The 20,137-nt window shown below is 73.9% G+C and carries 24 protein-coding genes; 16 read left to right on the plus strand and 8 right to left on the minus strand.

Annotated elements, in window-relative coordinates; all coding sequences use genetic code 11:
* Positions 1–35 precede the first annotated feature (35 nt).
* The 8 genes from AC2H4J_RS12270 (at position 36) to AC2H4J_RS12305 (ending at position 5,763) form a co-directional block, all read left to right on the plus strand.
* Positions 36–506 carry a Fur family transcriptional regulator gene (locus AC2H4J_RS12270; protein ID WP_487465158.1) on the plus strand — a complete coding sequence of 157 codons (471 nt, stop codon included), beginning with the start codon at positions 36–38 and terminating at the stop codon, positions 504–506.
* Positions 503–1,591: a CAF17-like 4Fe-4S cluster assembly/insertion protein YgfZ gene (gene ygfZ / locus AC2H4J_RS12275; RefSeq protein WP_487465159.1), complete on the plus strand. Its 1,089-nt coding sequence runs from the start codon at positions 503–505 to the stop codon at positions 1,589–1,591. Before AC2H4J_RS12270 ends, ygfZ begins: the two co-directional genes overlap by 4 nt.
* Positions 1,588–2,427 carry a beta-keto acid cleavage family enzyme gene (locus AC2H4J_RS12280; protein WP_487465160.1) on the plus strand — a complete coding sequence of 280 codons (840 nt, stop codon included), beginning with the start codon at positions 1,588–1,590 and terminating at the stop codon, positions 2,425–2,427. The genes ygfZ and AC2H4J_RS12280 overlap by 4 nt, the downstream gene beginning before the upstream one ends.
* Positions 2,424–2,984, plus strand: a complete 561-nt coding sequence (locus AC2H4J_RS12285) for an RsiG family protein (RefSeq protein ID WP_487465161.1) — start codon at positions 2,424–2,426, stop codon at positions 2,982–2,984. Before AC2H4J_RS12280 ends, AC2H4J_RS12285 begins: the two co-directional genes overlap by 4 nt.
* Positions 2,981–3,949, plus strand: a complete 969-nt coding sequence (locus tag AC2H4J_RS12290) for an asparaginase (RefSeq protein WP_487465394.1) — start codon at positions 2,981–2,983, stop codon at positions 3,947–3,949. Before AC2H4J_RS12285 ends, AC2H4J_RS12290 begins: the two co-directional genes overlap by 4 nt.
* A gap of 88 nt (positions 3,950–4,037) precedes the next feature.
* Positions 4,038–4,556: a helix-turn-helix domain-containing protein gene (locus tag AC2H4J_RS12295; RefSeq protein ID WP_487465162.1), complete on the plus strand. Its 519-nt coding sequence runs from the start codon at positions 4,038–4,040 to the stop codon at positions 4,554–4,556.
* Entirely contained in the window at positions 4,553–5,362 is an 810-nt protein-coding gene (locus AC2H4J_RS12300) for a hypothetical protein (protein ID WP_487465163.1), read from the plus strand. Before AC2H4J_RS12295 ends, AC2H4J_RS12300 begins: the two co-directional genes overlap by 4 nt.
* Before the next feature lie 116 nt (positions 5,363–5,478).
* Positions 5,479–5,763, plus strand: coding sequence for a DUF2516 family protein (locus AC2H4J_RS12305; protein ID WP_487465164.1), 285 nt, complete (start codon positions 5,479–5,481; stop codon positions 5,761–5,763).
* Between the two features lie 27 nt (positions 5,764–5,790).
* On the opposite strand, the gene AC2H4J_RS12310 is transcribed toward AC2H4J_RS12305, so the two are convergent.
* Positions 5,791–5,982: a PspC domain-containing protein gene (locus tag AC2H4J_RS12310; protein WP_487465165.1), complete on the minus strand. Its 192-nt coding sequence runs from the start codon at positions 5,980–5,982 to the stop codon at positions 5,791–5,793.
* 23 nt (positions 5,983–6,005) lie between these two features.
* Between AC2H4J_RS12310 and AC2H4J_RS12315 the strand changes: the two genes are divergently transcribed.
* Positions 6,006–6,518, plus strand: a complete 513-nt coding sequence (locus tag AC2H4J_RS12315; protein WP_487465166.1) for an O-acetyl-ADP-ribose deacetylase — start codon at positions 6,006–6,008, stop codon at positions 6,516–6,518.
* Here the strand turns inward: AC2H4J_RS12315 and AC2H4J_RS12320 are convergent.
* The 4 genes from AC2H4J_RS12320 to AC2H4J_RS12335 form a co-directional block, all read right to left on the minus strand.
* Positions 6,508–7,347 carry a spermidine synthase gene (locus AC2H4J_RS12320; protein ID WP_487465167.1) on the minus strand — a complete coding sequence of 280 codons (840 nt, stop codon included), beginning with the start codon at positions 7,345–7,347 and terminating at the stop codon, positions 6,508–6,510. The two genes, AC2H4J_RS12315 and AC2H4J_RS12320, sit on opposite strands and share 11 nt — an antisense overlap.
* A gap of 13 nt (positions 7,348–7,360) precedes the next feature.
* Positions 7,361–8,137, minus strand: coding sequence for a maleylpyruvate isomerase family mycothiol-dependent enzyme (locus AC2H4J_RS12325; protein WP_487465168.1), 777 nt, complete (start codon positions 8,135–8,137; stop codon positions 7,361–7,363).
* Positions 8,138–8,194: 57 nt separating this feature from the next.
* Positions 8,195–10,066 carry an HNH endonuclease signature motif containing protein gene (locus AC2H4J_RS12330; protein ID WP_487465169.1) on the minus strand — a complete coding sequence of 624 codons (1,872 nt, stop codon included), beginning with the start codon at positions 10,064–10,066 and terminating at the stop codon, positions 8,195–8,197.
* A 121-nt stretch (positions 10,067–10,187) separates the two neighbouring features.
* The gene (locus tag AC2H4J_RS12335) at positions 10,188–11,051 is read right to left on the minus strand and encodes a class I SAM-dependent methyltransferase (protein WP_487465170.1); all 864 of its coding nucleotides are present in this window, start codon (positions 11,049–11,051) and stop codon (positions 10,188–10,190) included.
* A 34-nt stretch (positions 11,052–11,085) separates the two neighbouring features.
* Here AC2H4J_RS12335 and AC2H4J_RS12340 point away from each other — a divergent pair, with 34 nt between their 5' ends.
* Positions 11,086–12,093 carry a UDP-N-acetylmuramate dehydrogenase gene (locus AC2H4J_RS12340; RefSeq protein WP_487465171.1) on the plus strand — a complete coding sequence of 336 codons (1,008 nt, stop codon included), beginning with the start codon at positions 11,086–11,088 and terminating at the stop codon, positions 12,091–12,093.
* A gap of 3 nt (positions 12,094–12,096) precedes the next feature.
* Here the strand turns inward: AC2H4J_RS12340 and AC2H4J_RS12345 are convergent, their stop codons facing one another.
* Positions 12,097–12,582 carry an N-acetyltransferase family protein gene (locus AC2H4J_RS12345; protein WP_487465172.1) on the minus strand — a complete coding sequence of 162 codons (486 nt, stop codon included), beginning with the start codon at positions 12,580–12,582 and terminating at the stop codon, positions 12,097–12,099.
* A gap of 4 nt (positions 12,583–12,586) precedes the next feature.
* Entirely contained in the window at positions 12,587–13,372 is a 786-nt protein-coding gene (locus tag AC2H4J_RS12350) for an SDR family oxidoreductase (protein ID WP_487465173.1), read from the minus strand.
* A gap of 88 nt (positions 13,373–13,460) precedes the next feature.
* Between AC2H4J_RS12350 and mshA the strand changes: the two genes are divergently transcribed.
* The 6 genes from mshA to AC2H4J_RS12380 all read left to right on the plus strand — a co-directional run bounded on the left by mshA (position 13,461) and on the right by AC2H4J_RS12380 (position 19,330).
* Positions 13,461–14,795: a D-inositol-3-phosphate glycosyltransferase gene (mshA, locus tag AC2H4J_RS12355; protein WP_487465174.1), complete on the plus strand. Its 1,335-nt coding sequence runs from the start codon at positions 13,461–13,463 to the stop codon at positions 14,793–14,795.
* Entirely contained in the window at positions 14,792–15,310 is a 519-nt protein-coding gene (locus tag AC2H4J_RS12360) for a type III secretion system chaperone family protein (RefSeq protein ID WP_487465175.1), read from the plus strand. Before mshA ends, AC2H4J_RS12360 begins: the two co-directional genes overlap by 4 nt.
* Positions 15,307–16,911, plus strand: a complete 1,605-nt coding sequence (locus AC2H4J_RS12365) for an MFS transporter (RefSeq protein ID WP_487465176.1) — start codon at positions 15,307–15,309, stop codon at positions 16,909–16,911. Before AC2H4J_RS12360 ends, AC2H4J_RS12365 begins: the two co-directional genes overlap by 4 nt.
* A gap of 74 nt (positions 16,912–16,985) precedes the next feature.
* A complete protein-coding gene (locus AC2H4J_RS12370; protein WP_487465177.1) occupies positions 16,986–18,245 on the plus strand; it encodes an aminotransferase class I/II-fold pyridoxal phosphate-dependent enzyme in 1,260 nt (419 codons plus the stop codon).
* 4 nt (positions 18,246–18,249) lie between these two features.
* A complete protein-coding gene (locus tag AC2H4J_RS12375; protein ID WP_487465178.1) occupies positions 18,250–18,570 on the plus strand; it encodes a hypothetical protein in 321 nt (106 codons plus the stop codon).
* 4 nt (positions 18,571–18,574) lie between these two features.
* Positions 18,575–19,330, plus strand: a complete 756-nt coding sequence (locus tag AC2H4J_RS12380) for a phosphoglyceromutase (RefSeq protein ID WP_487465179.1) — start codon at positions 18,575–18,577, stop codon at positions 19,328–19,330.
* 61 nt (positions 19,331–19,391) lie between these two features.
* On the opposite strand, the gene phoU is transcribed toward AC2H4J_RS12380, so the two are convergent.
* A complete protein-coding gene (phoU, locus tag AC2H4J_RS12385) occupies positions 19,392–20,048 on the minus strand; it encodes a phosphate signaling complex protein PhoU (RefSeq protein WP_487465180.1) in 657 nt (218 codons plus the stop codon).
* Positions 20,049–20,137 lie beyond the last annotated feature (89 nt).

The following is a 20,137-nucleotide window of genomic DNA, read 5'->3' on the forward strand; positions in this document are numbered from 1 at the left end:
TCCAGCCTGCCCGATCGCGGGCCTAGTCTCGTCACATGGGTACCGAGCACGGCGCTGACGCGGCGAGCAGGCCGCTCGCCGAGCGGCTGCGCGCCCGCGGCCTGCGGATGACGGCGCAGCGCACCCAGGTGCTGGACGCGGTCATGACGCTGGAGCACGCGACCCCCGAGGCGATCGGTGCCCGGCTCCGCGAACAGGCCGGGCCCGACGGGGCCGCGCCGGACGCCTCCACGGTCTACCGGAACCTGGAGCTGCTCGAGCGGCTCGGTCTGGTCTGGCACACGCACCTGGGCAAGGGGGCGCCGGTCTACCACGCCGCCGAGCACCCCCATCTGCACGTCGTCTGCCAGGCCTGTGGCGAGATCACGTCGGTGCCGTCGGACCTGCTCGACAGCGCCGCGGAACGTCTGGCGGGCGATCTGGGTTTCACCGTCGACGTGGGTCACGTGGCCCTGTCGGGAACCTGCCGCGCATGCCGCGAGCGAGCCGGATCGGAGCATCCATGAACGTCTCACCCCTGGCGGGCCGGCCGGGCGCCGTGCAGCAGGAGGACGGCGTCGTCGCGGTCCACTACGGCGACCCGCTGCGCGAACAGCGCCTGCTCGCCGAGACCGCGGGCGTCGTCGACCGCAGCGACCGCGACGTGCTCACGATCCCCGGCACCGACCGGCTGACCTGGCTGCACAGCCTCACCAGCCAGCACCTGGAGCGACTGTCCGACGCGAGCGGCAGCGAGGCGCTCGTCCTGTCGCCGAACGGGCACGTCGAACACCACCTCGTCCTCGCCGACCTGGCGGGCACGACCTGGGCCGACACCGAACCCGGTGCCGGCGCTGCGTTGCTCGACTTCCTGCAGAAGATGCGGTTCATGCTCCGGGTGGATCCCGCCCTGGTGACCGACCAGTGGGCGGTGCTGAGCGTCGTCGGGCCGAGGGCTCCCGGGGTCCTCGCCGCCGCGGCCCTTCCCGTGCCGGACGACGTGGCCGCCCTGGACGGTGGCGGCTTCGTCCGGCGGATGCCGCCGATCGGCGACGGCGGGGCGCTCGTGTTCGACCTCGTCGTCCCGCGCGCCGACGTCGAGGGGGTCGTGGACCGGCTCGGCGCGCCGCTCGCCGGGCTCTCGGCCTTCGAGGCGCTGCGGGTGGAGGCCCGCCGTCCGCGCTTCGGCGTGGACAGCGACCACCGCACCATCCCGAACGAGCTGCAGTGGCTGCGCACCGCCGTCCACCTCGACAAGGGCTGCTACCGCGGCCAGGAGACCGTCGCCCGCGTGCACAACCTCGGCCGCCCGCCGCGGCGGCTGGTCCTGCTGCACCTGGACGGCGTGAGCGAGGTGCTGGCCGAACCCGGGACGCCGGTTCTCGCGGGGACCCGCGAGGTCGGCCGTGTCGGCACCGTGGTGCGCCACCACGAACTGGGGGTCATCGCGCTGGCGCTGGTGAAGCAGTCGGTCGCGATGGACGCGGAGCTCACGGTCGCCGGGTCGACCGCATCCATCGACCCGGACGACGCGCCGGCCGGCACCGACGCCGACGTCGCCGCCGCCCGTGCGCGGGTGCAGGCGGTCCGATCTGCGACGATCGGCCGGTGACCTCCAGCACTCTCATCACGGTCGCGCCCACGGGGGCGGAGTCCGCCAAGGCCGACGTCCCGGCGCTGCCCGTGACGGTCGACGAGGTGGTGGCGACGGCGAAGGACTGCGAGCGGGTCGGTGCGTCGGTGGTCCACCTGCACGTCCGGGACACCGAGACGCGACCCACGCTCGACCTCGGCCGGGTGCGCGAGGTGGTGGCCGCCGTCCGGGAGAACACCGACCTCGTCGTGCAGCTGTCCAGCGGCGGCGCGGTCACCGACCCGTTCGACGCCCGGCTCGCCGTCCTCGACGCCCAGCCGGACGCCGCTTCGCTGACCCTGGGCACGGTCAATTTCGGCAACGACGTCTTCAGCAACCCCTGGGACCTGATCGTCGAGCTGCACACCCAGATGCAGCAGCGGGGCATCGTCCCCGAGTACGAGGTCTTCGACCTCGGCCAGCTGGCCACGCTCCGGCGGCTGCTGGACAGGTACGGCCCGCCGCACGGCGGCCACGTGCACGTCGACCTGGTGATGGGCGTGCCCGGGGGGATGCCCGGAACCGCACAGGCCCTGACCGCCTGCCTGCCGTTCCTGCCCGAGGGCGCCACCTTCGCCGCCACCGGCGTGGGCCGGACGTCGATCCCGGTGATGCTCGCCGCGCTGTCGGCCGGCGGTCACCTCCGGGTGGGCATGGAGGACACGCTCACCTACGCTCCGGGCGAGCCGGTGCGCGACAACGCCCAGCTGGTCGCGCGCGCCGCCGGGCTCGCCAAGATCGCCCAGCGTCCGCCGATGAGTACCGACGACGCCCGAAGCTTCTTGGGCATCAAGCCGATGGAGGCAACCCGATGAGTCCGAAGCCAGCCCCGGCCGGCGGTGCCGCCGTCGACGCGCTGCTCGACCCGGCGTTCCTCGAGGGCGCGACCACGCAGCCCATGAGCGAGGTCCGCCGGCTGCGCCGCGAGGCCGAGCAGCAGGAGGTCAACCTCTCCTACACGCGGCGGCTGCTGCAGGGCCGGCTCGACATCGTCCGGCGCGAGCTGCAGCGCCGCGCCGAGCACGACGGGCGGTCGCTGGTCGACCTGCTGCCCGAGATCCTGTCGGAGAAGGGGCGCGGGCCGGCCCACGGCCTCGGGCGGCACCAGACGGTGCAGCCGCACGCGCCCGAGGAATACGAGTCCTGGGTCAATTCGCTGACCGGCTCGATCGACATGTCCGACATCGCCGATCTCTCCGACGCCAAGCTGGAGAAGGCGGCGCGTGCGCTGTCGGCGGCCGAGAGCGGGCTGTCGGAGCGCCGCCGCGGCGTGCAGCAGGTCATGGACGGTCTCGCCGCCGAGCTCGGCCGCCGGTACCGCGACGGGGAGGCGGACGTCGCCGCGCTGCTGGCCGACGAAGGTCGCCACTGAACGGCTGGCCGGAGAACCCGGTCCTCGTCGAGGTCTGGCGCTCCGGGTTCTTCGAGTCCGCGCACCGCGGGTCTCTCGTCGTCCTGGACGCCGCCGGCGAGGTGACGTTCGCGGTCGGAGCGGTCGACCGGCCGGTCCTGCCGCGGTCGTCGAACAAGCCCGTGCAGGCAACGGCCCTCCTCTCCGCCGGCTGGGTGCCGCGGTCGCAGGCCGAACTGGCGATCGGCGCGGGATCGCACAACGGGGAGGACGGGCACCGCGAGCTCGTCGCGGCCATGCTCGGCGCCGTCGGCCTCGATGCCGACGACCTCGGCTGCCCGCCCGCGCTGCCCCAGCACGAGGCCACGAAGGCGGCCTGGATCGTGGCCGATCGCACGGCCGACCGGCTGGCCATGAACTGCTCGGGCAAGCACGCGGCGATGCTGTCGGCCTGCGTGGCCGCCGGTTGGCCCACCGCGGGCTACCTCGACCGCCGGCACCCGCTGCAGCAGGCGATCGAGGGCCGCCTGGCCGAGGCGGCGGAGGAGCCGGTCGCAGCAGTCGTCGTCGACGGGTGTGGCGCCCCGCAGCACGCGCTGTCGCTGACCGGCCTGGCCCGCGGCGTGTCGTCCCTGGTGGAGGCGCCGGAGGGCAGTCGGGAGCGGTCGGTCGCCGATGCCATGCGGGCGCAGCCCTGGTTCGTCGCGGGCACCGGTCGCGAGGACACCGACCTGATGCGCGCAGTCCCGGGTCTGCTGGTGAAGGGCGGTGCGGACGGCGTGCACGTCGCGGCGGTGCCCGGCCGCGGGGCGGTCGCCCTGAAGCTGGACGACGGCGGTGAGCGGGGCAGGACGCCGGTCCTGAGCGCCGCCCTGCTGCGGCTCGGGGTGCCGGCCGACGTGCTAGCACCGTGGTCGAACATCCCGGTCACGGGTGGTGACGACGTGGTCGGTGAGGTGCGGGCCGCAGCCCATCTGGGCGGCTGACCTGCAGTGATTTGCTGTGAGCGGGCTCACGGCAAGCTGCTAGCAACTCCGCTTGCAAAAGCTAGCACCGGCGGCTACGGTCATATACGTGCAGACACCGAGTGAGTTCGTCCGCGGGCAGGTGACCACGGTCCGTCAGAAGGCGGAGCAGGTCGCCAGCAACGTGGCGGAGTCGGTCGCCGGGTCGATCAACGAGGCCCCGAGCGTCGCCGCCGTCAGCTCGCAGGTGGGGGACTTCATCCGGGAGCAGCGCAGCGCCGCGCGCGTCTCGCTGCGCGAGCTGGCCCGCACGGCCGGCGTCAGCAACCCGTACCTGTCCCAGGTGGAGCGGGGCCTCCGCAAGCCGTCAGCGGAGATCCTCGCGTCGATCGCCCGGGGCCTGAAGATCTCGGCCGAATCGCTCTACGAGCAGGCCGGCATCCTCGATCGGCGTTCCGGGAACCCGGACACCGTGGCGGCGATCCGGTCGGACAGCGCCCTGTCCGAGCGACACAAGGCAGTCCTGCTGGAGCTCTACGAGACCTATGTCCGTGAGCATCGGGCCTCTCCCGAGGCCGCCACGCAGCCCGTTCCCCCCGCACCCCGACCCCCGAAGGAGTCAGCATGACCCCGACCCAGACCGTGAAGCAGTACAGCGAGCTCGCCGTGGCACAGACCCGGACGTTCGCCGAGCAGGCCAAGACGCCGTTCCTGGCCGCCGTCGGCGCCGGTGACCTGGCCGTGGAGCGCGCGAAGAACGCCGTCGCGCAGTTCCGCTCCCGCGCCGAGGCCCTGCCGGGCGAGGCCCAGGTCCAGGCCGACCTCGCGGTGAAGGAGGCCCGCACCCGGGCCACCGACGCCGCCGGCACCGCCCGCGCCACGGCCCAGCAGCTCGCCGTCGCCGTCCGTCCCGAGGCGCTGCGCAGCACCGTCGAGAGCCTCCTCGAGACCGCGCGCACCCAGGCCGTCGAGACCGTCGAGAAGCTGGCCGTGCACGGCGCCGAGGTCGTCGAGGAGCTGCGCAAGCAGCCCGGCTTCCGCCGGGTCGTGCGTCGCGCCGAGCGCGCCGTCGACACCGTCGAGGACACCCTCGACGAGGCTCTCGAGGAGACCGCGACCAAGGTCGCCAAGGCCTCCGACGAGGCGACCTCCGTGGCGCAGAAGACCGCCGCCCGCGCCACCAAGGTCGCCGAGAAGGCAGAGACCAAGGTCGACGACGCCGCCAAGAACACCAAGGCGACCGCCGAGAAGGCCGTCGAGGCCCCTGGTTCCGGCGCCAAGCCGGTGACCCCGAAGGCCAGCAACGGCACCCCGGCGAAGAAGACCGCGCCGGCCCGCAAGTCTTCGCCAGCCAAGGCGACCTCCGCCCGCGTGACCCGCGCCCGCACGGCCAAGCCGGCCAACCCGACCGCGGTGCCCGCGAAGAAGAACTGACGTCCCGCTGACGTCGCACGACCAGGGCCCCGGAGCTGCATCAGCGCTCCGGGGCCCTGTGCTGTCCCCCGCTCGGGGCGCCTGATCCGGGCCTCCAGGCGGGTACGCTCGCGGCCATGGCGTCCTTCGACGGCTTGCTGATGCTGGTCCTGACCTATGCCGCGCTCGCCCTGGGGGCGTGGGCGTTCATCGACGCGCTGGTCCGCCCTGCCGCGGGGTTCGTCGCCGCCGGCAAGCTCACCAAGCCGGGCTGGCTGGCCATCACCGGTCTGGCGACCGTGGTCGTCTACTTCTTCGGGCTGATGAGCTTCTTCGGCCTGCCCGCGGTGATCGCCGCGGTCGTGTACCTCGTCGACGTGCGTCCGGCGGTGCGGGGACTGCGCCGCGGCAACAGCTGGTGACCCCGGGCCGCTGAGCCGGAGCGGCCGTCAGTCGGCCGGGATCAGCACCCACAGCAGCAGGTAGGCGAGGAACTGCGGTCCGGGCAGGACGCAGGAGATCACGAAGGCGATCCGCAATCCGTTGCGGGACAGCCCGTAGCGACGGGCGATGCCCGCACAGACCCCGGCGATCACCTTGTGCTGGGTGTCTCGGCGCAGTGCGGGAGCGGGCACGGTCATGCCGGTGACCCTACGGTCGATCCGTGGAGCTGCGCGCGGTGCTCGGCGACATCACCGATGCTGACGTCGACGTGATCGTCAACGCGGCGAACCCGGGACTGCTCGGCGGTGGGGGTGTGGACGGGGCGATCCACCGGGCGGCGGGTCCTTCGGTGCTGGCCGAATGCCGGGCGATCGTCGAGCAGCTGGCCGGCCACCGCCTGCCACGGGGTCAGGCCGTCGCCACGACGGCCGGCCGGCTGCCTGCCCGCTGGATCGTGCACACCGCCGGGCCGATCTGGTCGGCCTCGACCGACCGGTCCGCCGTGCTGCGCTCCTGCTACGCGGAGAGCCTGCGGGTCGCCGACGCCCTGGGCGCGCACAGCGTCGCCTTCCCGGCGATCTCGGCCGGCATCTACGGCTGGCCGGTCGACGACGCCGCGCGGCAGGCGGTGGCCGGCGTGCGGGAGGTGCTCGTCCAGCGCGTCACCGAGGTGAGGTTCGTGCTGTTCTCCGAGCCGGTCCTGGCCGCGTTCGAGGCCGCGCTCAGCGGTTGAAGACGCCCGCCGGGGGCTCGGGGGAGTCGGCCGCGTCGGCGTCGTGGACCGGGAGCGCCGTCCCGACGAAGCGGCGCAGGTCGGCGCCGTGGACGACGCGCGCCGGCATCGGGTCGCGGGCGCACCGGCGGACGTAGTCGTCGATCGGCAGGTCCGCGTTCGAGGCGACGGCGACCAGGTTGCCGAACCGCCGTCCGCGCATGGTCCCCGGCTCGGCGAGCACGCAGACGTGCCGGAACACCGACCGCAGCGTGGCGATCTGCCTGCGGGCGAACCGCAGCGGCGGGCCGTCGGCCACGTTGGCCGCGTAGACACCGCCCGGACGCAGCACCCGACGGACCTCGGCGGCGAACTCCACGGTGGTGAGGTGCCCGGGCGTTCGCGCACCCGCGAACACGTCGCACACGACGACGTCGGCGCTGTCGCTGTGCAGGGCGGCCAGACCGACGCGGGCGTCGTCGGCGCGGACGCGGATGCGTGCGCCGCGAGGGAGCGGCAGGTGCTCGCGGACGAGGTCGGTGAGCGGCTGGTCGATCTCCACGACGCGCTGCCGCGACCCGCGGCGGGTGACGGCGACGTACCGGGGGAGCGTCAGGGCGCCGCCCCCGAGGTGGACGGCGTCGATGGCGGTGCCCGGCGGGGTGGCCAGGTCGAGGACGTGGCCCATCCGCCGGACGTATTCGAACTCCAGGTGCTCCGGGTCGTCGAGGTCGACGTGGGACTGCGGGGTGTCGTTGACCAGCAGCATCCAGGAGGAGTCGCGGTCGGCGTCGGCGAGCAGCTCGGCGGTGCCGCCGCTGACCGGCGTCGGACCCGGTGGCAGTCCCATCGGACGGGCCACCTCAGCGGCCCCGCAGGAGTGCCTCGGCGGCGGGGTCCCCGTCGACGGTCACCTCGGCAGGCCGGCCCCAGAGGTGCAGCAGCAGCGCGGTTGCGTCGCCGTGCACCTGGGCGTCCTCGCGGCCGGTGCGTTCCGGTCGCAGGGTGACCTGACCACGGACGACGGACACCGACCAGGTGCGGCCCGTGTCGGTGCTGGTGACGCCCACGGTGGCTTCCGCGCTCGCGATCGGTTCGGTGTGCGCCCAGCGTGGCACGACGACGGCGAGCAGCTCGTCGACGCCGTCCTCGGCCAGGGCGGGGTCCACCCCTGCGGGTTCGATGCCGGCCGCGACCTCGAGGTCCGTCCGGTGGACGACGAGCTCGTGTGCCTGCCGGCGGGCCCAGGACGCCGCGACCTTCTCGGCGGCCGGGCTCATGTGCCAGGCGGGGGCGTCGGGGGGGACGGTTTGCAGCGTCGCGACGAGCTCGACCAGTCCGGTTTCGTACCACTCGAGCAGGTTCTCGTCGTGCGGCGGCTGCTGCCGTGCGTCGGCCGGCGGCGGCTCGGTGGTGCCGGCGCGCACGATGGCGGTGGCCCAGTGATGGACGGTGCCCAGGTGCCCGATCAGGTCGCGGGCCCGCCACTCTGGCACCCAAGGAACAGGCACGTCCAGGCCGCCGCTGAGGGGCGTGAGGCCCGAGGCCAGTTGCTGCGCCACGATGCCGAAGCGCTCACCCTCCTCGACGACGGCCTCGATGCACCGCTGGCGCAGCGCGTCACCGATCAGGAGGGTCACGCCGTCATGGTGCCGGACGTGGCTGTACTCAACGTGCGTGCGGTCGGAGCCTCGACATCAGAAGGGTGCGGGTTCGTCATTCGGGTCCGGTGGCGGCGGGGGCCAGTTGCGGAGGTATTCGAGGGTGCCGACCGGTTTCCTGACGCTCGCTGGTGCTGGCTCGTCGGCCGGTGGGGGTAGGTCGTCGTCGGTGCCGTAGCCGATCGGGTGGGTGGTGATGGTCTGTCCGCCGGGCGTGGTCCATTGCAGGCCGCCGTCAGGCAGGCGGGTCATGGTCCAGCCGGGCGCCTGGTGACTGAGCCGGTGATGGTGCCGGCACAGACAGCACAGGTTGTCGGCGCTGGTCGAGCCGTGGGGCCAGACCAGGTTGTGATCGAGGTCGCAGCGGATCGCCGCGGCGCGGCAGCCGGGAAAGCGGCAGCGCCGGTCGCGGGCGCGCACGAACCGGGCCAGCGGATCGGAGGGACTGTAGCCGTCGGTGGGCGGTGGCGGGCCGAGGCCGGGTCCGCCGGGTGGATGGGTGCAGAGGCGCTGGCCGGTGCGGCATGTCGGGTGGCCGCAGCTGGCGGCGCGCCGGAGCGCGGTCCCGTTGGTCAGGGCCAGCAGCTGGCCGGAGATCTCGTCGACGATCGCGATGTGCGCAAGCTCGGCGAGCGCCGTGTCGGAGGTGCTGCGCAGCGACAGCAGCTGGCCGAGACCTTCGGCCGCGATGCCCATCGCGGCGTTCGATCCGGAATTGCTGGGATCGGGAGCGGCGCCCTCGTCGGTGGCGGCCTCGTCGTCCGGGATCACCGGTGCCGGCGGCTCGCCGGTCCCGGGTCGCGGGAGCAGGCCGAGGGCGTAGGCGATCTCTCGGATCTCCGCCGCCGACACCGGCTGGCCGTTGACCTCGCCGGGTTCGTCGCCACCGGCCATGGTGGCGGCGGTGGCCACGATCGTCAGCTTCGCCTGCACCGGCGGCAGGTCGGTCTCGCCGGGCCGGAGGATCAGATCGGCCAGGCAGTCGAGCATCCGCTGGTCCAGCGTCCGCTCGTCACCGGGCGTCGCGCACTCCTCGGCGTAGGCCCGCAGCTTGCTCCTGTAGGCCTCCAGCAGCGGGATCGGCATGGTCGCGGCGAGCGTGCCCATCCCGTCGCGCCCGGGATGGGCGCGCACCGACCGGTCCCGGATCGCCTTGGCCAGCCGCTTGGTGTGCGCTGCGGCGTCGGCGCGCAGCACCGCCCGCCCGGCGGCGACCCGCAACTGGGCGACGGTCTTGCCCTCCGCGCGGGCCAGCAGACGGGCCTCCACGGCGGCCCGGACCTCGTCCTTCACCGGCCCGACGACCTCGGCGAGCATCCGGGCGTGCGCCCAGGAGATCCGCCCCTCCTCGAGCGCATCCAGCGTCGCGGGCAGCCGCTGGTCGAGGGTGATCGAGTCGGCCAGCAGCTCACCGGCGGCCTGCGAGGTGAGCGCGAAGGCGACCATCACCTCGTCGACCGCCCACTCGCTGACCTCGGTCAGCGCCGCCGGCCGGGCGGCCCGCGACGCCGCGGCGGCGGCCCCGACCTGGTCATCGGGCCGGTCCAGCAGGCGGGCCGGGCGAGCCGCGGCGAACGCCGCCAGCGCGCGAGCCTGCACCGCAGCCCTCTGACCCTGCTCGCGATAGGCCGCCCGGGCCACCTCCAGATGCCCGGCGCCCACTTCCAGCAACCGGCCGAACCGGTTCAGCCCGGGAAACCGGTCATGGACCTCGAGCCCCTCCGCGTCGAGTTCGCCAGTGATGCCGTCGGCCTCGGGCTCATCTGCCGCATCGGGTCGTGAGCCGGCCACACCCGCAAGGGGGCCGTCGAAGAAGACCTGCACTCCCAGGCGCTCCAGCCGGTGCTGGGCCAGCACTGATTCGAACAGCGAGACACCCCACGACGGGCACTCCAGCAGTTCGATCATGTGTTCGATTCTAACCGAACAACGCAGGACTGACCAGCGGAAACAGCACTGTGGGCAGCCCTCCAACCTGTGGACGGACCGGTCCATTCGGACAGGACGAGGACTAGTGACAGGACGAGGACTAGTTCGGTGCGACCGCCGACCAGCGCACCGTCACCTCGCCGTGCCGCCACCGCCGCGTGGAGCCGACCAGCGGCCACCCATGCTCGGCCAGCGCCTCGACGGCGGCGACCCACCGCTGGCGCGGCCCGAAGGTGGACAGCCCGGCCGCCGCGGCCCAGGCGGCGTCGAAGGCGCGCAGGAACTCGTGCACGGGCTGTCCGGGGACGTTGTGGTGGATCAGTGCCTTGGGCAGGCGCTCGGCCAGGTCCGACGGCTGCGCGATGTCGGAGACCCGGGTGGCGAGCGTCAGCGTCAGCGGACCGTCGGCGTCCAGCGCGACCCACGCCGACCGTCGTCCCCACTCGTCGCAGGTGCCCTCGACGAGCACCCCGCCCGGCCCGAGCGCCGCCCGCATCGTGTCCCAGGCCCGGGCGGCCGAGTCCTCGTCGTACTGCCGGAGCACGTTGAACGCCCGCACGAGCACGGGCTGCAAGCCGGCCAGCTCGAAGCCACCCACGCGGAAGTCCACCCGCGGCGGGTTCCGGTCCGCGGCGACGGCCTCGACCCGGGCCGGGTCGATCTCCAGGCCGACGACCTCCAGCCGGTCGACCTCCGGCCCCAGCCGCTCGACGAGCTCGAGGGTGGTCACCGCGGAGGCGCCGTAGCCCAGGTCGACGACCAGCGGCCGGGGGCAGTCACGCAGGCGGGGCACCTGGGTCGCGAGGATCCACCGGTCGACCCGCCGCAACCGGTTGGCGTTCGTCGTCCCGCGGGTCGGCAGCCCGAGTGCCCGGGCCCGACCGGCGGCCAGCCGGGGTGCCTTGCGCTGCGGGGCCGGAGACAGCGATGCCCGGCGTTTGTGGTCGCTCCGGGCCTCGCTCACCGGTCCGCAGAGTAGTCCCGGCTAGCGTTGACCTGTGCAGGTTCGACTCGGGGCGCCGCTTTCGGGCCTGACCACGCTCGGCGTCGGCGGCCCGGCGGACCGGCTCGTCGAGGTCGAGGACGGGGCCGAACTCGTCGCCGCCGTGCGCGAGGCCGACGAGGCGGGCCGCCCGCTGCTCCTGCTCGGCGGGGGCTCCAACGTAGTGGCGCCCGACGACGGCTGGGCCGGGGACGTCGTCGCCGTCCGCACGCGGGGGATCGAGCGCGACGGCGGGCGGCTGGTCGTCCAGGCCGGCGAACCGTGGGACGACCTGGTCGCCCACGCCGTCGGGAACCGGCTGGCCGGCGTCGAGGCGCTCAGCGGCATCCCCGGGTCGACGGGGGCGACGCCGGTGCAGAACGTCGGCGCGTACGGCCAGGAGGTCGCGCAGACGGTCACCGCCGTCCGCGTCTACGACCGCGCCGAGAAGAGCGAGCGCACCCTGACGCCGGCCGAGTGCGGCTTCGCCTACCGCGACAGCCGGCTCAAGCGCGAGCCCGGACGGTTCGTCGTCCTGGATGTGACGTTCGAGCTGGACGAGAGCGAGCTGTCCCGGCCGGTCGGCTACGCCGAGCTGGCCCGGCGGCTGGACGTCGCCATCGGCGACCGCGCGCCGCTGCAGGAGGTGCGGGACGCCGTCATCGACCTGCGGCGCGGCAAGGGCATGGTGCTCGACCCGGCCGACCCCGACAGCCGCAGCGCCGGCAGTTTCTTCACCAACCCGATCGTCCCGGCGGCCCGCGCCGTGGAGGGCTGCCCGAGCTGGCCCGCGGACGACGGACGGGTGAAGCTCAGCGCCGCGTGGCTGGTGGAGCACGCCGGGTTCGGCAAGGGCACGCGGAACGGTCACGTGGGGACGTCGTCGCGGCACAGCCTCGCCCTGACGACGGAACCCGGCGCGACGGCGGGGGAGCTGCTGCAGTTCGCCGACCGCGTCGTCGCGACGGTCGAGGAGAAGTTCGGCGTCACCCTGGAACGCGAGCCCACCGCCGTCCGGCCCTGAGGCTCAGAACTCCAGGTACATCACGTGCAGGCCGACGTACCCGTGCTCCGGGTGGTCGAAGGCCCCCGGGACCGTGGTCAGGATGCGGAAACCCAGTGACTGCCACAGCTGCACCGCCCCGGTGTTGGTCTCCACGACGGCGTTGAACTGGATCGCCCGGTAGCCGGCCTCCCGCGCCCAGTCCACGACGTGCTCACCGAGGGCCCGCCCGACGCCGCGACCTCGCGCGGCCGGGTCGACCATGAAGCTCGCCGTCGCCACGTGCGCGCCCCGGCCGGGGCGATTGGGTCCCATCTTGGCGGTGCCGAGCACCCGGTCCCCGTCGACGGCGACGACCGCGCGGCCCGGCGGCGGCTCCATCCAGAGGGCCCGGGCCTCGTCGGACGACAGCCCTTCCGGATAGGCGTAGGTGCGGCCGTCGTCCACGATGCCTGCGAAGATCGGGTAGATCTTGGCCCAGTCGTCATCCCGGGCCGGGCGGATGTCCACGGAATCAGCCCTCCCGCGCGACCTTGTGCTGGGCGGCCTGGGCGACCGGGCGCACCACCATCAGGTCGACGTTCACGTGCCTCGGCCGGGTGACCGTCCAGACGATGCAGTCGGCGATGTCGTCGGCGACCAGCGGCTCGCGCACCCCGCGATAGACGGCGTCCGCCAACTCCTGCGACCCCAGCCGGTTGAGGGAGAACTCCTCGGTGCGCACCATCCCGGGCGCGATCTCGACCACCCGCACCGGCTCGCCGTTCAGCTCGAGCCGCAGGGTCTCCGCCAGGGTGTGGATCCCGTGCTTGGCGGCCGTGTAGGACGCCCCTCCCTCGTAGGAGACCAGCCCCGCGGTCGAGCCGACGAACACCACATCTCCGCCGCCGGCCGCCCGCAGCGCCGGCAGCAGCGCCTTCGTCACGCGCACCGTGCCGAGCACGTTGACGTCGTAGGTCCGCGCCCAGGAGTCCAGATCGGCCTCGGCGACCTGTGCCGCGTCGAAGGATCCGCCCGCGTTGTTGACCAGCACGTCCACCCGGTCCAGCGCCGTGGCGAACGCGGCCACGGACGCCCCGTCGGTCACGTCGAGCGGGAGTGCCCGCCCGCCGATCGACGAGGCCAGCGACTCCAGCCGGTCCAGCCGCCGCGCGCCCAGGACGACGTCGAATCCCTCGGCGGCCAGCCGGGTCGCGGTGGCCGCGCCGATGCCGCTCGAGGCACCCGTGACGACGGCGGTGCGGCCGACGCCGGGCCGCGCGTGCGGGGCGGGCGAATGGGAAGCATCGGTACCGGGCATGAACCCCATCCTGGCGTTGTTGCAGGATTGAAGTGTCGTCAGGGGCAGCGGAGCGCCCCACCGGAGCAGAGTCGAGCGGAGGTCGCGCGTGCCCGCTCGCCGTCTCTCCCGGCCCGGCACGCCGCGGCGGGTCGCCACGCTCTCGGTGCACACCAGCCCGCTCGACCAGCCCGGAGCCGGTGACGCCGGCGGCATGAACGTCTACATCGTCGAGGCCTCGCGTCGCCTGGCCGCCCGCGGCATCGAGGTGGACATCTTCACCCGCGCCACCTCCAGCGACCTCCCGCCGGTCGTCGAGATGAGCCCGGGCGTCACCGTGCGGCACGTCAGCGCCGGGCCGTTCGAGGGCCTGGGCAAGGAGGAGCTCCCCGCGCAGCTCTGCGCGTTCACCGCTGCGGTGCTGCGCGAGGAGGCCCAGCACGAGCCGGGCTTCTACGACGTCGTGCACTCCCACTACTGGCTCTCCGGCCAGGTCGGCTGGCTGGCCCGCGACCGGTGGAGCGTGCCGCTGGTCCACACCGCGCACACGCTCGCCAAGGTGAAGAACGAGGCGCTGGCCGACGGCGACCGCCCCGAGCCGCGCGCGCGCGTCATCGGCGAGGAGCAGGTCGTGGCCGAGGCGGACCGGCTGATCGCCAACACAGACGAGGAGGCGCGCCAGCTCGTCCGGCTGTACGGCGCCGACCCCGCCCGCACCCTCGTCGTCCCCCCGGGCGTCGACCTCGACCGGTTCTGCCCGGGGGACCGGACCGCGGCCCGCCGTGCGGTGGGCATGCCCGACGACGCGATCGTGCTGCTGTTCGTCGGCCGCATCCAGCCGCTCAAGGCTCCCGACGTCCTGCTGCACGCCGCCGCCAGGCTCGTGGCCGACGACCCCGCGCTCCGCGCGCGGCTGCGCGTGCACGTCGTGGGCGCGCCCAGCGGATCCGGTCTCGACGCTCCCGAGCAGCTGCAGAAGCTGGCCGGCGACCTGGGCATCACCGACGTCGTCACCTTCTTCCCGCCTCAGCCGCCCGAGCGGCTCGCCGAGCACTACCGCGCTGCCGACGTCGCCGTCGTCCCGAGCCACAACGAGTCCTTCGGACTCGTCGCGCTGGAGGCGCAGGCGTGCGGCACCCCGGTCGTCGCGGCGGCCGTCGGCGGCCTGCGGACGGCGGTCCGCGACGGCGTCTCCGGCGTGCTCGTGCACGGCCACGATCCCCGCGACTACGCAACGGCGGTGCGCTCGGTGCTGGCCCGCCGTGAGCTGCTGTCGGCCGGCGCGCGCCGCCACGCCGGCCTCTTCTCCTGGGACCGGACGGCGGACAGCCTGGTCGCGGCCTACGCCTCCGCCGCGGAGGAGATGGCCGGATCCCCCCGTCCCCTACGGCCGCGCACCCTGGGCCCGCTCCGCGCCCTCGCCGGCTTCCAGGTCGCCCGATGAGCGAGCAGGTCGTCGCCGAGCTCGACGCGGTGATCGAGGCCGCCCTCCGCGACAGCGACCTGGTGCACGAACACCCGGCGCCCGGCCGCTGGCTGGTCGACCTGCCGGGCACGAAGAAGCTCAAGACCGTCTGCGGCCTCATCGTCGGCGAGCACGCGCTGCGGGTGGAGGCCTTCGTCTGCCGGCAGCCCGACGAGAACCGCGAGCAGCTCTGGACCTTCCTGCTCCAGCACAACGCCCGCATGTACGGGGTCGCGTACTCCATCGACGGCGTCGGCGACGTCTACCTCACCGGCCGCCTCCCGCACGCAGCGGTGACTCCCGAGGAGATCGACCGGCTGCTGGGCGCGGTGCTGAGCTACGCCGACGACCACTTCAACACGATGCTCGAGATCGGCTTCGGCACCTCGATCCGGCGGGAGTGGGACTGGCGGGTCAAGCGCGGTGAGTCGCTGAAGAACCTGGAGGCCTTCGCCGCGTTCGCCGATCCCGGGCGGCGTCCCGACCCGTCGTGACGGCGACCCAGCGGAAGGCGGCCCAGCGGAAGGCGGCCGCGGACACCTCGTCCGGCTACGAGAAGCGCTGGTGGGTGCTCGCCACCATGACCGTCTGCCTGCTCGTCGTGATCATGGGGAACACCATCCTCAACGTCGCGATCCCGACGCTGCAGCGCGAGCTGCACGCCACCCAGGGCGAGCTGCAGTGGGCCGTCGACGCCTACATCCTGGTCTTCGCCGGCCTGCTCTTCTCGTGGGGCGTCGTGGGCGACCGCATCGGCCGCAAGCGGGTGCTGCTCATCGGCCTGAGCGTGTTCGCCCTCGGCTCGGTGCTCGCCGCCTTCAGCACCAGCCCGCTGGAGCTGATCGGCTGGCGGGCGGTGATGGGCATCGGCGGCGCCGCGGTCCAGCCGACGACGCTCGCCGTCATCACCAACGTCTTCCCGCCGCGGGAGCGGGGCCGGGCGATCGGCGTCTGGGCCGGCACCGCGGGCATCGCCGTCGCCGGGGGCCCGCTCGCCGGCGGCGCCGTCCTCGAGCACTTCTGGTGGGGCGCGGTCTTCCTCGTCGGCGTCCCGGTCGCCGCCCTCGGCATCGTGGCCGTTGGTGCCTTCGTCCCCGAGTCGAAGGATCCCTCGCCCGGGCGGCTGGACCTGCCCGGTGTGCTGATCTCGATCGCGGCCCTGGCCGGCCTGGTCTACGGCATCATCCGTGGCGGCTCCGGCGAAGGCTGGACGACGCCCGGCGTCTACCTCCCGCTCGTCGGCGGGATCCTGCTCCTGGGCCTGTTCGTCTGGCTGCAGCGGCGCTCGACGCATCCGGCGCTGGACGTCAGCCTGTTCCGCAATCCCGCCTTCTCCGCGGCCGCGGTAGCCCTGGGGCTGAACTTCTTCGCGCTGCTCGGCGCGACCTTCTACCTCGTCTACTACCTCCAGGGCGTGCGCGGCTACACCCCGCTGCAGAGCGGGGCCGCGCTCATCCCGGTCGCGCTCGGCATGGCCCTGATGGCGCCCCGCAGCTCCACGCTGGCCGAGCGGTTCGGCGCGAAGGCGGTCTGCGCCACCGGGTTCCTGCTCATCGCGCTGTCGTTCGTCGGAGTGCAGCTGCTGGGCCTCACGACGCCCACCTGGCTCCTGGTCGCCGTCCTCTCGGTGCAGGGCCTGGGCATGGGCGCGGTGATGGCGCCCGCCACCGAATCGATCATGAGCGTGGTGCCGCGGGAGAAGGCCGGCGCCGGAGCGGCGGTCAACAACTCCGTCCGGCAGGTCGGTGGGGCGCTCGGTGTCGCGATCCTCGGCTCGGTCCTGGCCGCCTCCTACGCCGCGCACCTGGAGCCGGCCGTGCACGCCCTGCCCGCGGCTGTGCGAGCGACCGCCGGTCAGTCGATCGTCGCCACGCTGCAGGTGGTGGGGGACATCCAGGCCAGTGGCGACCCGCACGCCGCCCGCGCCGCCGCCGCCCTCGTCGGCCCGGCCCGTGAGGCGTTCGTGTCGGCCATGCACGTCACGGCGGTCTTCACCGCCGGCGCCGCGGTCGTCGCCGCGCTCGTCGTCCTGGCGTGGCTGCCCGGGCGGCGGGACCGCGGCGCGAGTGACCCGTTGGTGCCAGGGGGCAGTTGACGATCCGGCGCTGCTCGACACACCCTGGGGGCCGAGCAGCCGGGACTCCCCGCGCCACGAGAAGGGAGTTCCCCGTGCCAGACGACCGCCACGCGCCGGTCAGCGGACGCCGGGACCCCTTCGCACCGCTCCTGGAGAACCCGCTGGCCGCCATGCTGCGCGACCCCGACGGACCCGGCGCCGCCGCCCTGGCCGTGCCCACCGGTGGGGCGCCGCTGCCGGTGACGCGGTACGCCGACGGACGCGAGCGGATCAACCTCGGCACCGGCAACTACCTCGGCCTGGCCGGTGACCGGCGGGTCGTCGAGGCGGCGGCGACCGCGCTCCGGCGGTACGGCACCAGCACGTCCGGCAGCCGCGTGCTCAACGGGACCACGGGCCTGCACCTCGCCCTGGAGGAGGAGCTCGCCGACTACTACGGCACCGAGGCCGCCGTGCTCACCTCGTCCGGGGTCAACGCCAACGTCGGCCTGCTGTCGACGATCTGCGGCCCCGGCGATGTGCTGCTCGTCGACGGTCACGTCCACGCCAGCCTGCACGCGGCCGCCGCCGCCAGCCGGGGGACGACGATCCGCTTCCGGCACAACGACCTCGACAGCCTGCTCGAACGCCTGGCACCGGTCGACGCCCGGGCCGGCGTGGTCGTGGTGGTCGACGGTGTCTACTCGATGACGGGCGAGCTGGCCCCGCTGGCCGAGCTCGCCGACATCTGCGCCACCTCCGGCGCCCGGCTCGTGGTCGACGAGGCGCACGGACTCGGCGTGCTGGGCAAGACCGGCCGGGGCGCCGCCGAGCAGAGCGGCGTGCTCGACCGGGTCGACGCGATCACCATCGCCCTCAGCAAGTCGCTGGCCAGCGTGGGCGGCGCCATCATGACGACCCGCGCCGCCGCCGAGGGCATCCGCGCGGCGGCCATGCCCTACGTGTTCAGCGCCGCGAACGATCCGGCGTCCGTGGCCGCCGCCCTCGCCGCCCTGCGCATCCTCCGCACCGAACCCGAGCGGGTGGCCCGGCTCCAGGACAACTGTGCCCTGCTGCGGTCCGTGCTCACCGACAACGGCATCCCGCCCGTCCCGGGCCACGGCGCCGTCATCGCCGTCCCCACCGGCCCCGACGAGGTGACCGGCCCGGCCTGGAAGCTGGCCTTCGAGGCGGGCGTCTACACCAACGCCGTGACCTATCCGGCCGTGCCGCGCGGCCGCGGGGTGCTCCGGCTGACGCTGATGGCCACCCACACGCCCGATCAGCTGCGCCGGGCCGGCGAGATCATCGCCGAGTCGGTGGAGTCCGCCCGCTCCGCGGTGTCGCCCGCCGGCAACGACGCCACCGCCTGACCGGATGGCAGAGCGCAGACCCGCGCCGGAGCGGCGGGGACGCGCGCTCATCGGCGTGGTCGCCGCCTCGGCGCTGACCTATCCGCTGCTGCTGTGCGCCGTCGAGCTGCTCGTCGCACAGCTGCTCACCGCGGACCTGGCCGCGGTCGTGGGATGGCTGGTGCTCGGCCTGCTGTGCAGCGTCGCGTTCGTGGCCGCCGTCCGCTGGGGTGCCGCCCGGCGCGTGCGCAGCCCCTGGCTGCTGCTCGGCTTCGCCCCGCCGGCCCTGTTCGAGCTCTGGCTGACCTGGCCGCTGCTCACGGCGTGGGCGCTTCGGGCAGGATGACGGCGTGACGACTGGGACCCTCGTGCTGCTCCGCCACGGCGAGAGCGAGTGGAACAAGGCCAACCTCTTCACCGGCTGGGTCGACGTGCCCCTGTCGGACAAGGGCCGCCAGGAGGCCGCACGCGGCGGTCAGCTCCTCGCCGAGCACGGGCTGCTCCCCGACGTCCTGCACACCTCGCTGCTGCGCCGGGCCATCAGCACCGCCGAGCTGGCTCTGGCCGAGGCCGACCGGCAGTGGATCCCGGTGCGCCGCTCGTGGCGGCTCAACGAGCGCCACTACGGCGCCCTGCAGGGCAAGGACAAGGCCGCGACCCTCGCCGAGTACGGCGAGGAGCAGTTCATGACCTGGCGCCGCTCGTACAGCACGCCGCCGCCGCCGATCGAGGCCGGCAGCGAGTTCAGCCAGGACGCCGACCCGCGCTACGCCTTCCTGCCGCCGGAGGCGCGGCCGGCGACCGAGTGCCTCGCCGACGTCGTCGTCCGCATGCTCCCGTACTGGTACGACGCGATCGTCCCGGACCTCCGCAGCGGCGCCACCGTGCTCGTGGCCGCCCACGGCAACAGCCTGCGCGCGCTGGTCAAGCACCTCGACGGCATGGGGGACGACGAGGTCGTCGGGCTGAACATCCCGACCGGCGTGCCGCTGCGCTACGACCTGGACGACGACCTGCGCCCGGTGACGACCGGCGGGCAGTACCTCGACCCCGAGGCTGCGGCCGCCGCCATCGAGGCGGTCAAGAACCAGGGTAAGAGGACCTAGTCGCCCCCCACACCTCGCTGGCGCTCGGCGCGGGCCCTGCGACTAGGCCAGGGGGCCGGTCCTAGGCGCTCTCGGCCACGTGCCGTTCGCCCGTCACCAGGTAGACGACTCGGCGGGCGACGGTGACGGCGTGGTCGGCGAACCGCTCGTAGTAGCGGCCGAGCAGCGTGATGTCGATCGCCGCCTCGACGCCGTAGGGCCAGTCGTCGGAGAGCACCTGCCGGAACAGCCCGCGGTGCAGACGGTCCATCGCGTCGTCGTCGGTCTCCAGCTCTCGGGCCGCCTCGACGTCGCGGGTGGCGATGACGCTGCCCGCCTTCGCGACCAGCATCTCGGCCACGTGCCCGGCCTCCAGGAACGCCGGCCGCACCTCCTGCGGCACCGCGTGCTCCGGGAAGCGCATCCGGGCCACCTTGGCGATGTGCTCGGCGAGGTCGCCCATGCGCTCGAGGTCGCTGGCGATCCGGGTGGCCGTCACGATCGTGCGCAGGTCGGTGGCCACCGGCTGCTGTCGGGCCAGCAGCGTGAAGCAGCGCTGGTCGATGTTCTCCCGGGTCGCGTCGATCTGCTCGTCCCCGGCGATCACGAGGTCGGCCAGCGCGACGTCGGCGTCGAGCAGGGCCGTCGTGGCCGTGCTCATCTGCGAGCCCACCGAGTTCGCCATCTCCACGAGGCACCCCCGGATGTCGTCCAGTTCCTCGAAGTAGCTCTCGCGCATGCGTCGTCCTCCCGTTGTGCGTCGGCTCGACAGTAAGGGGGACGCCGGCGTCTCCCGTGGCCCGCAGGTGAACGGGCGTCCACGACGAG

Source organism: Blastococcus sp. OS1-29 (assembly GCF_057628075.1).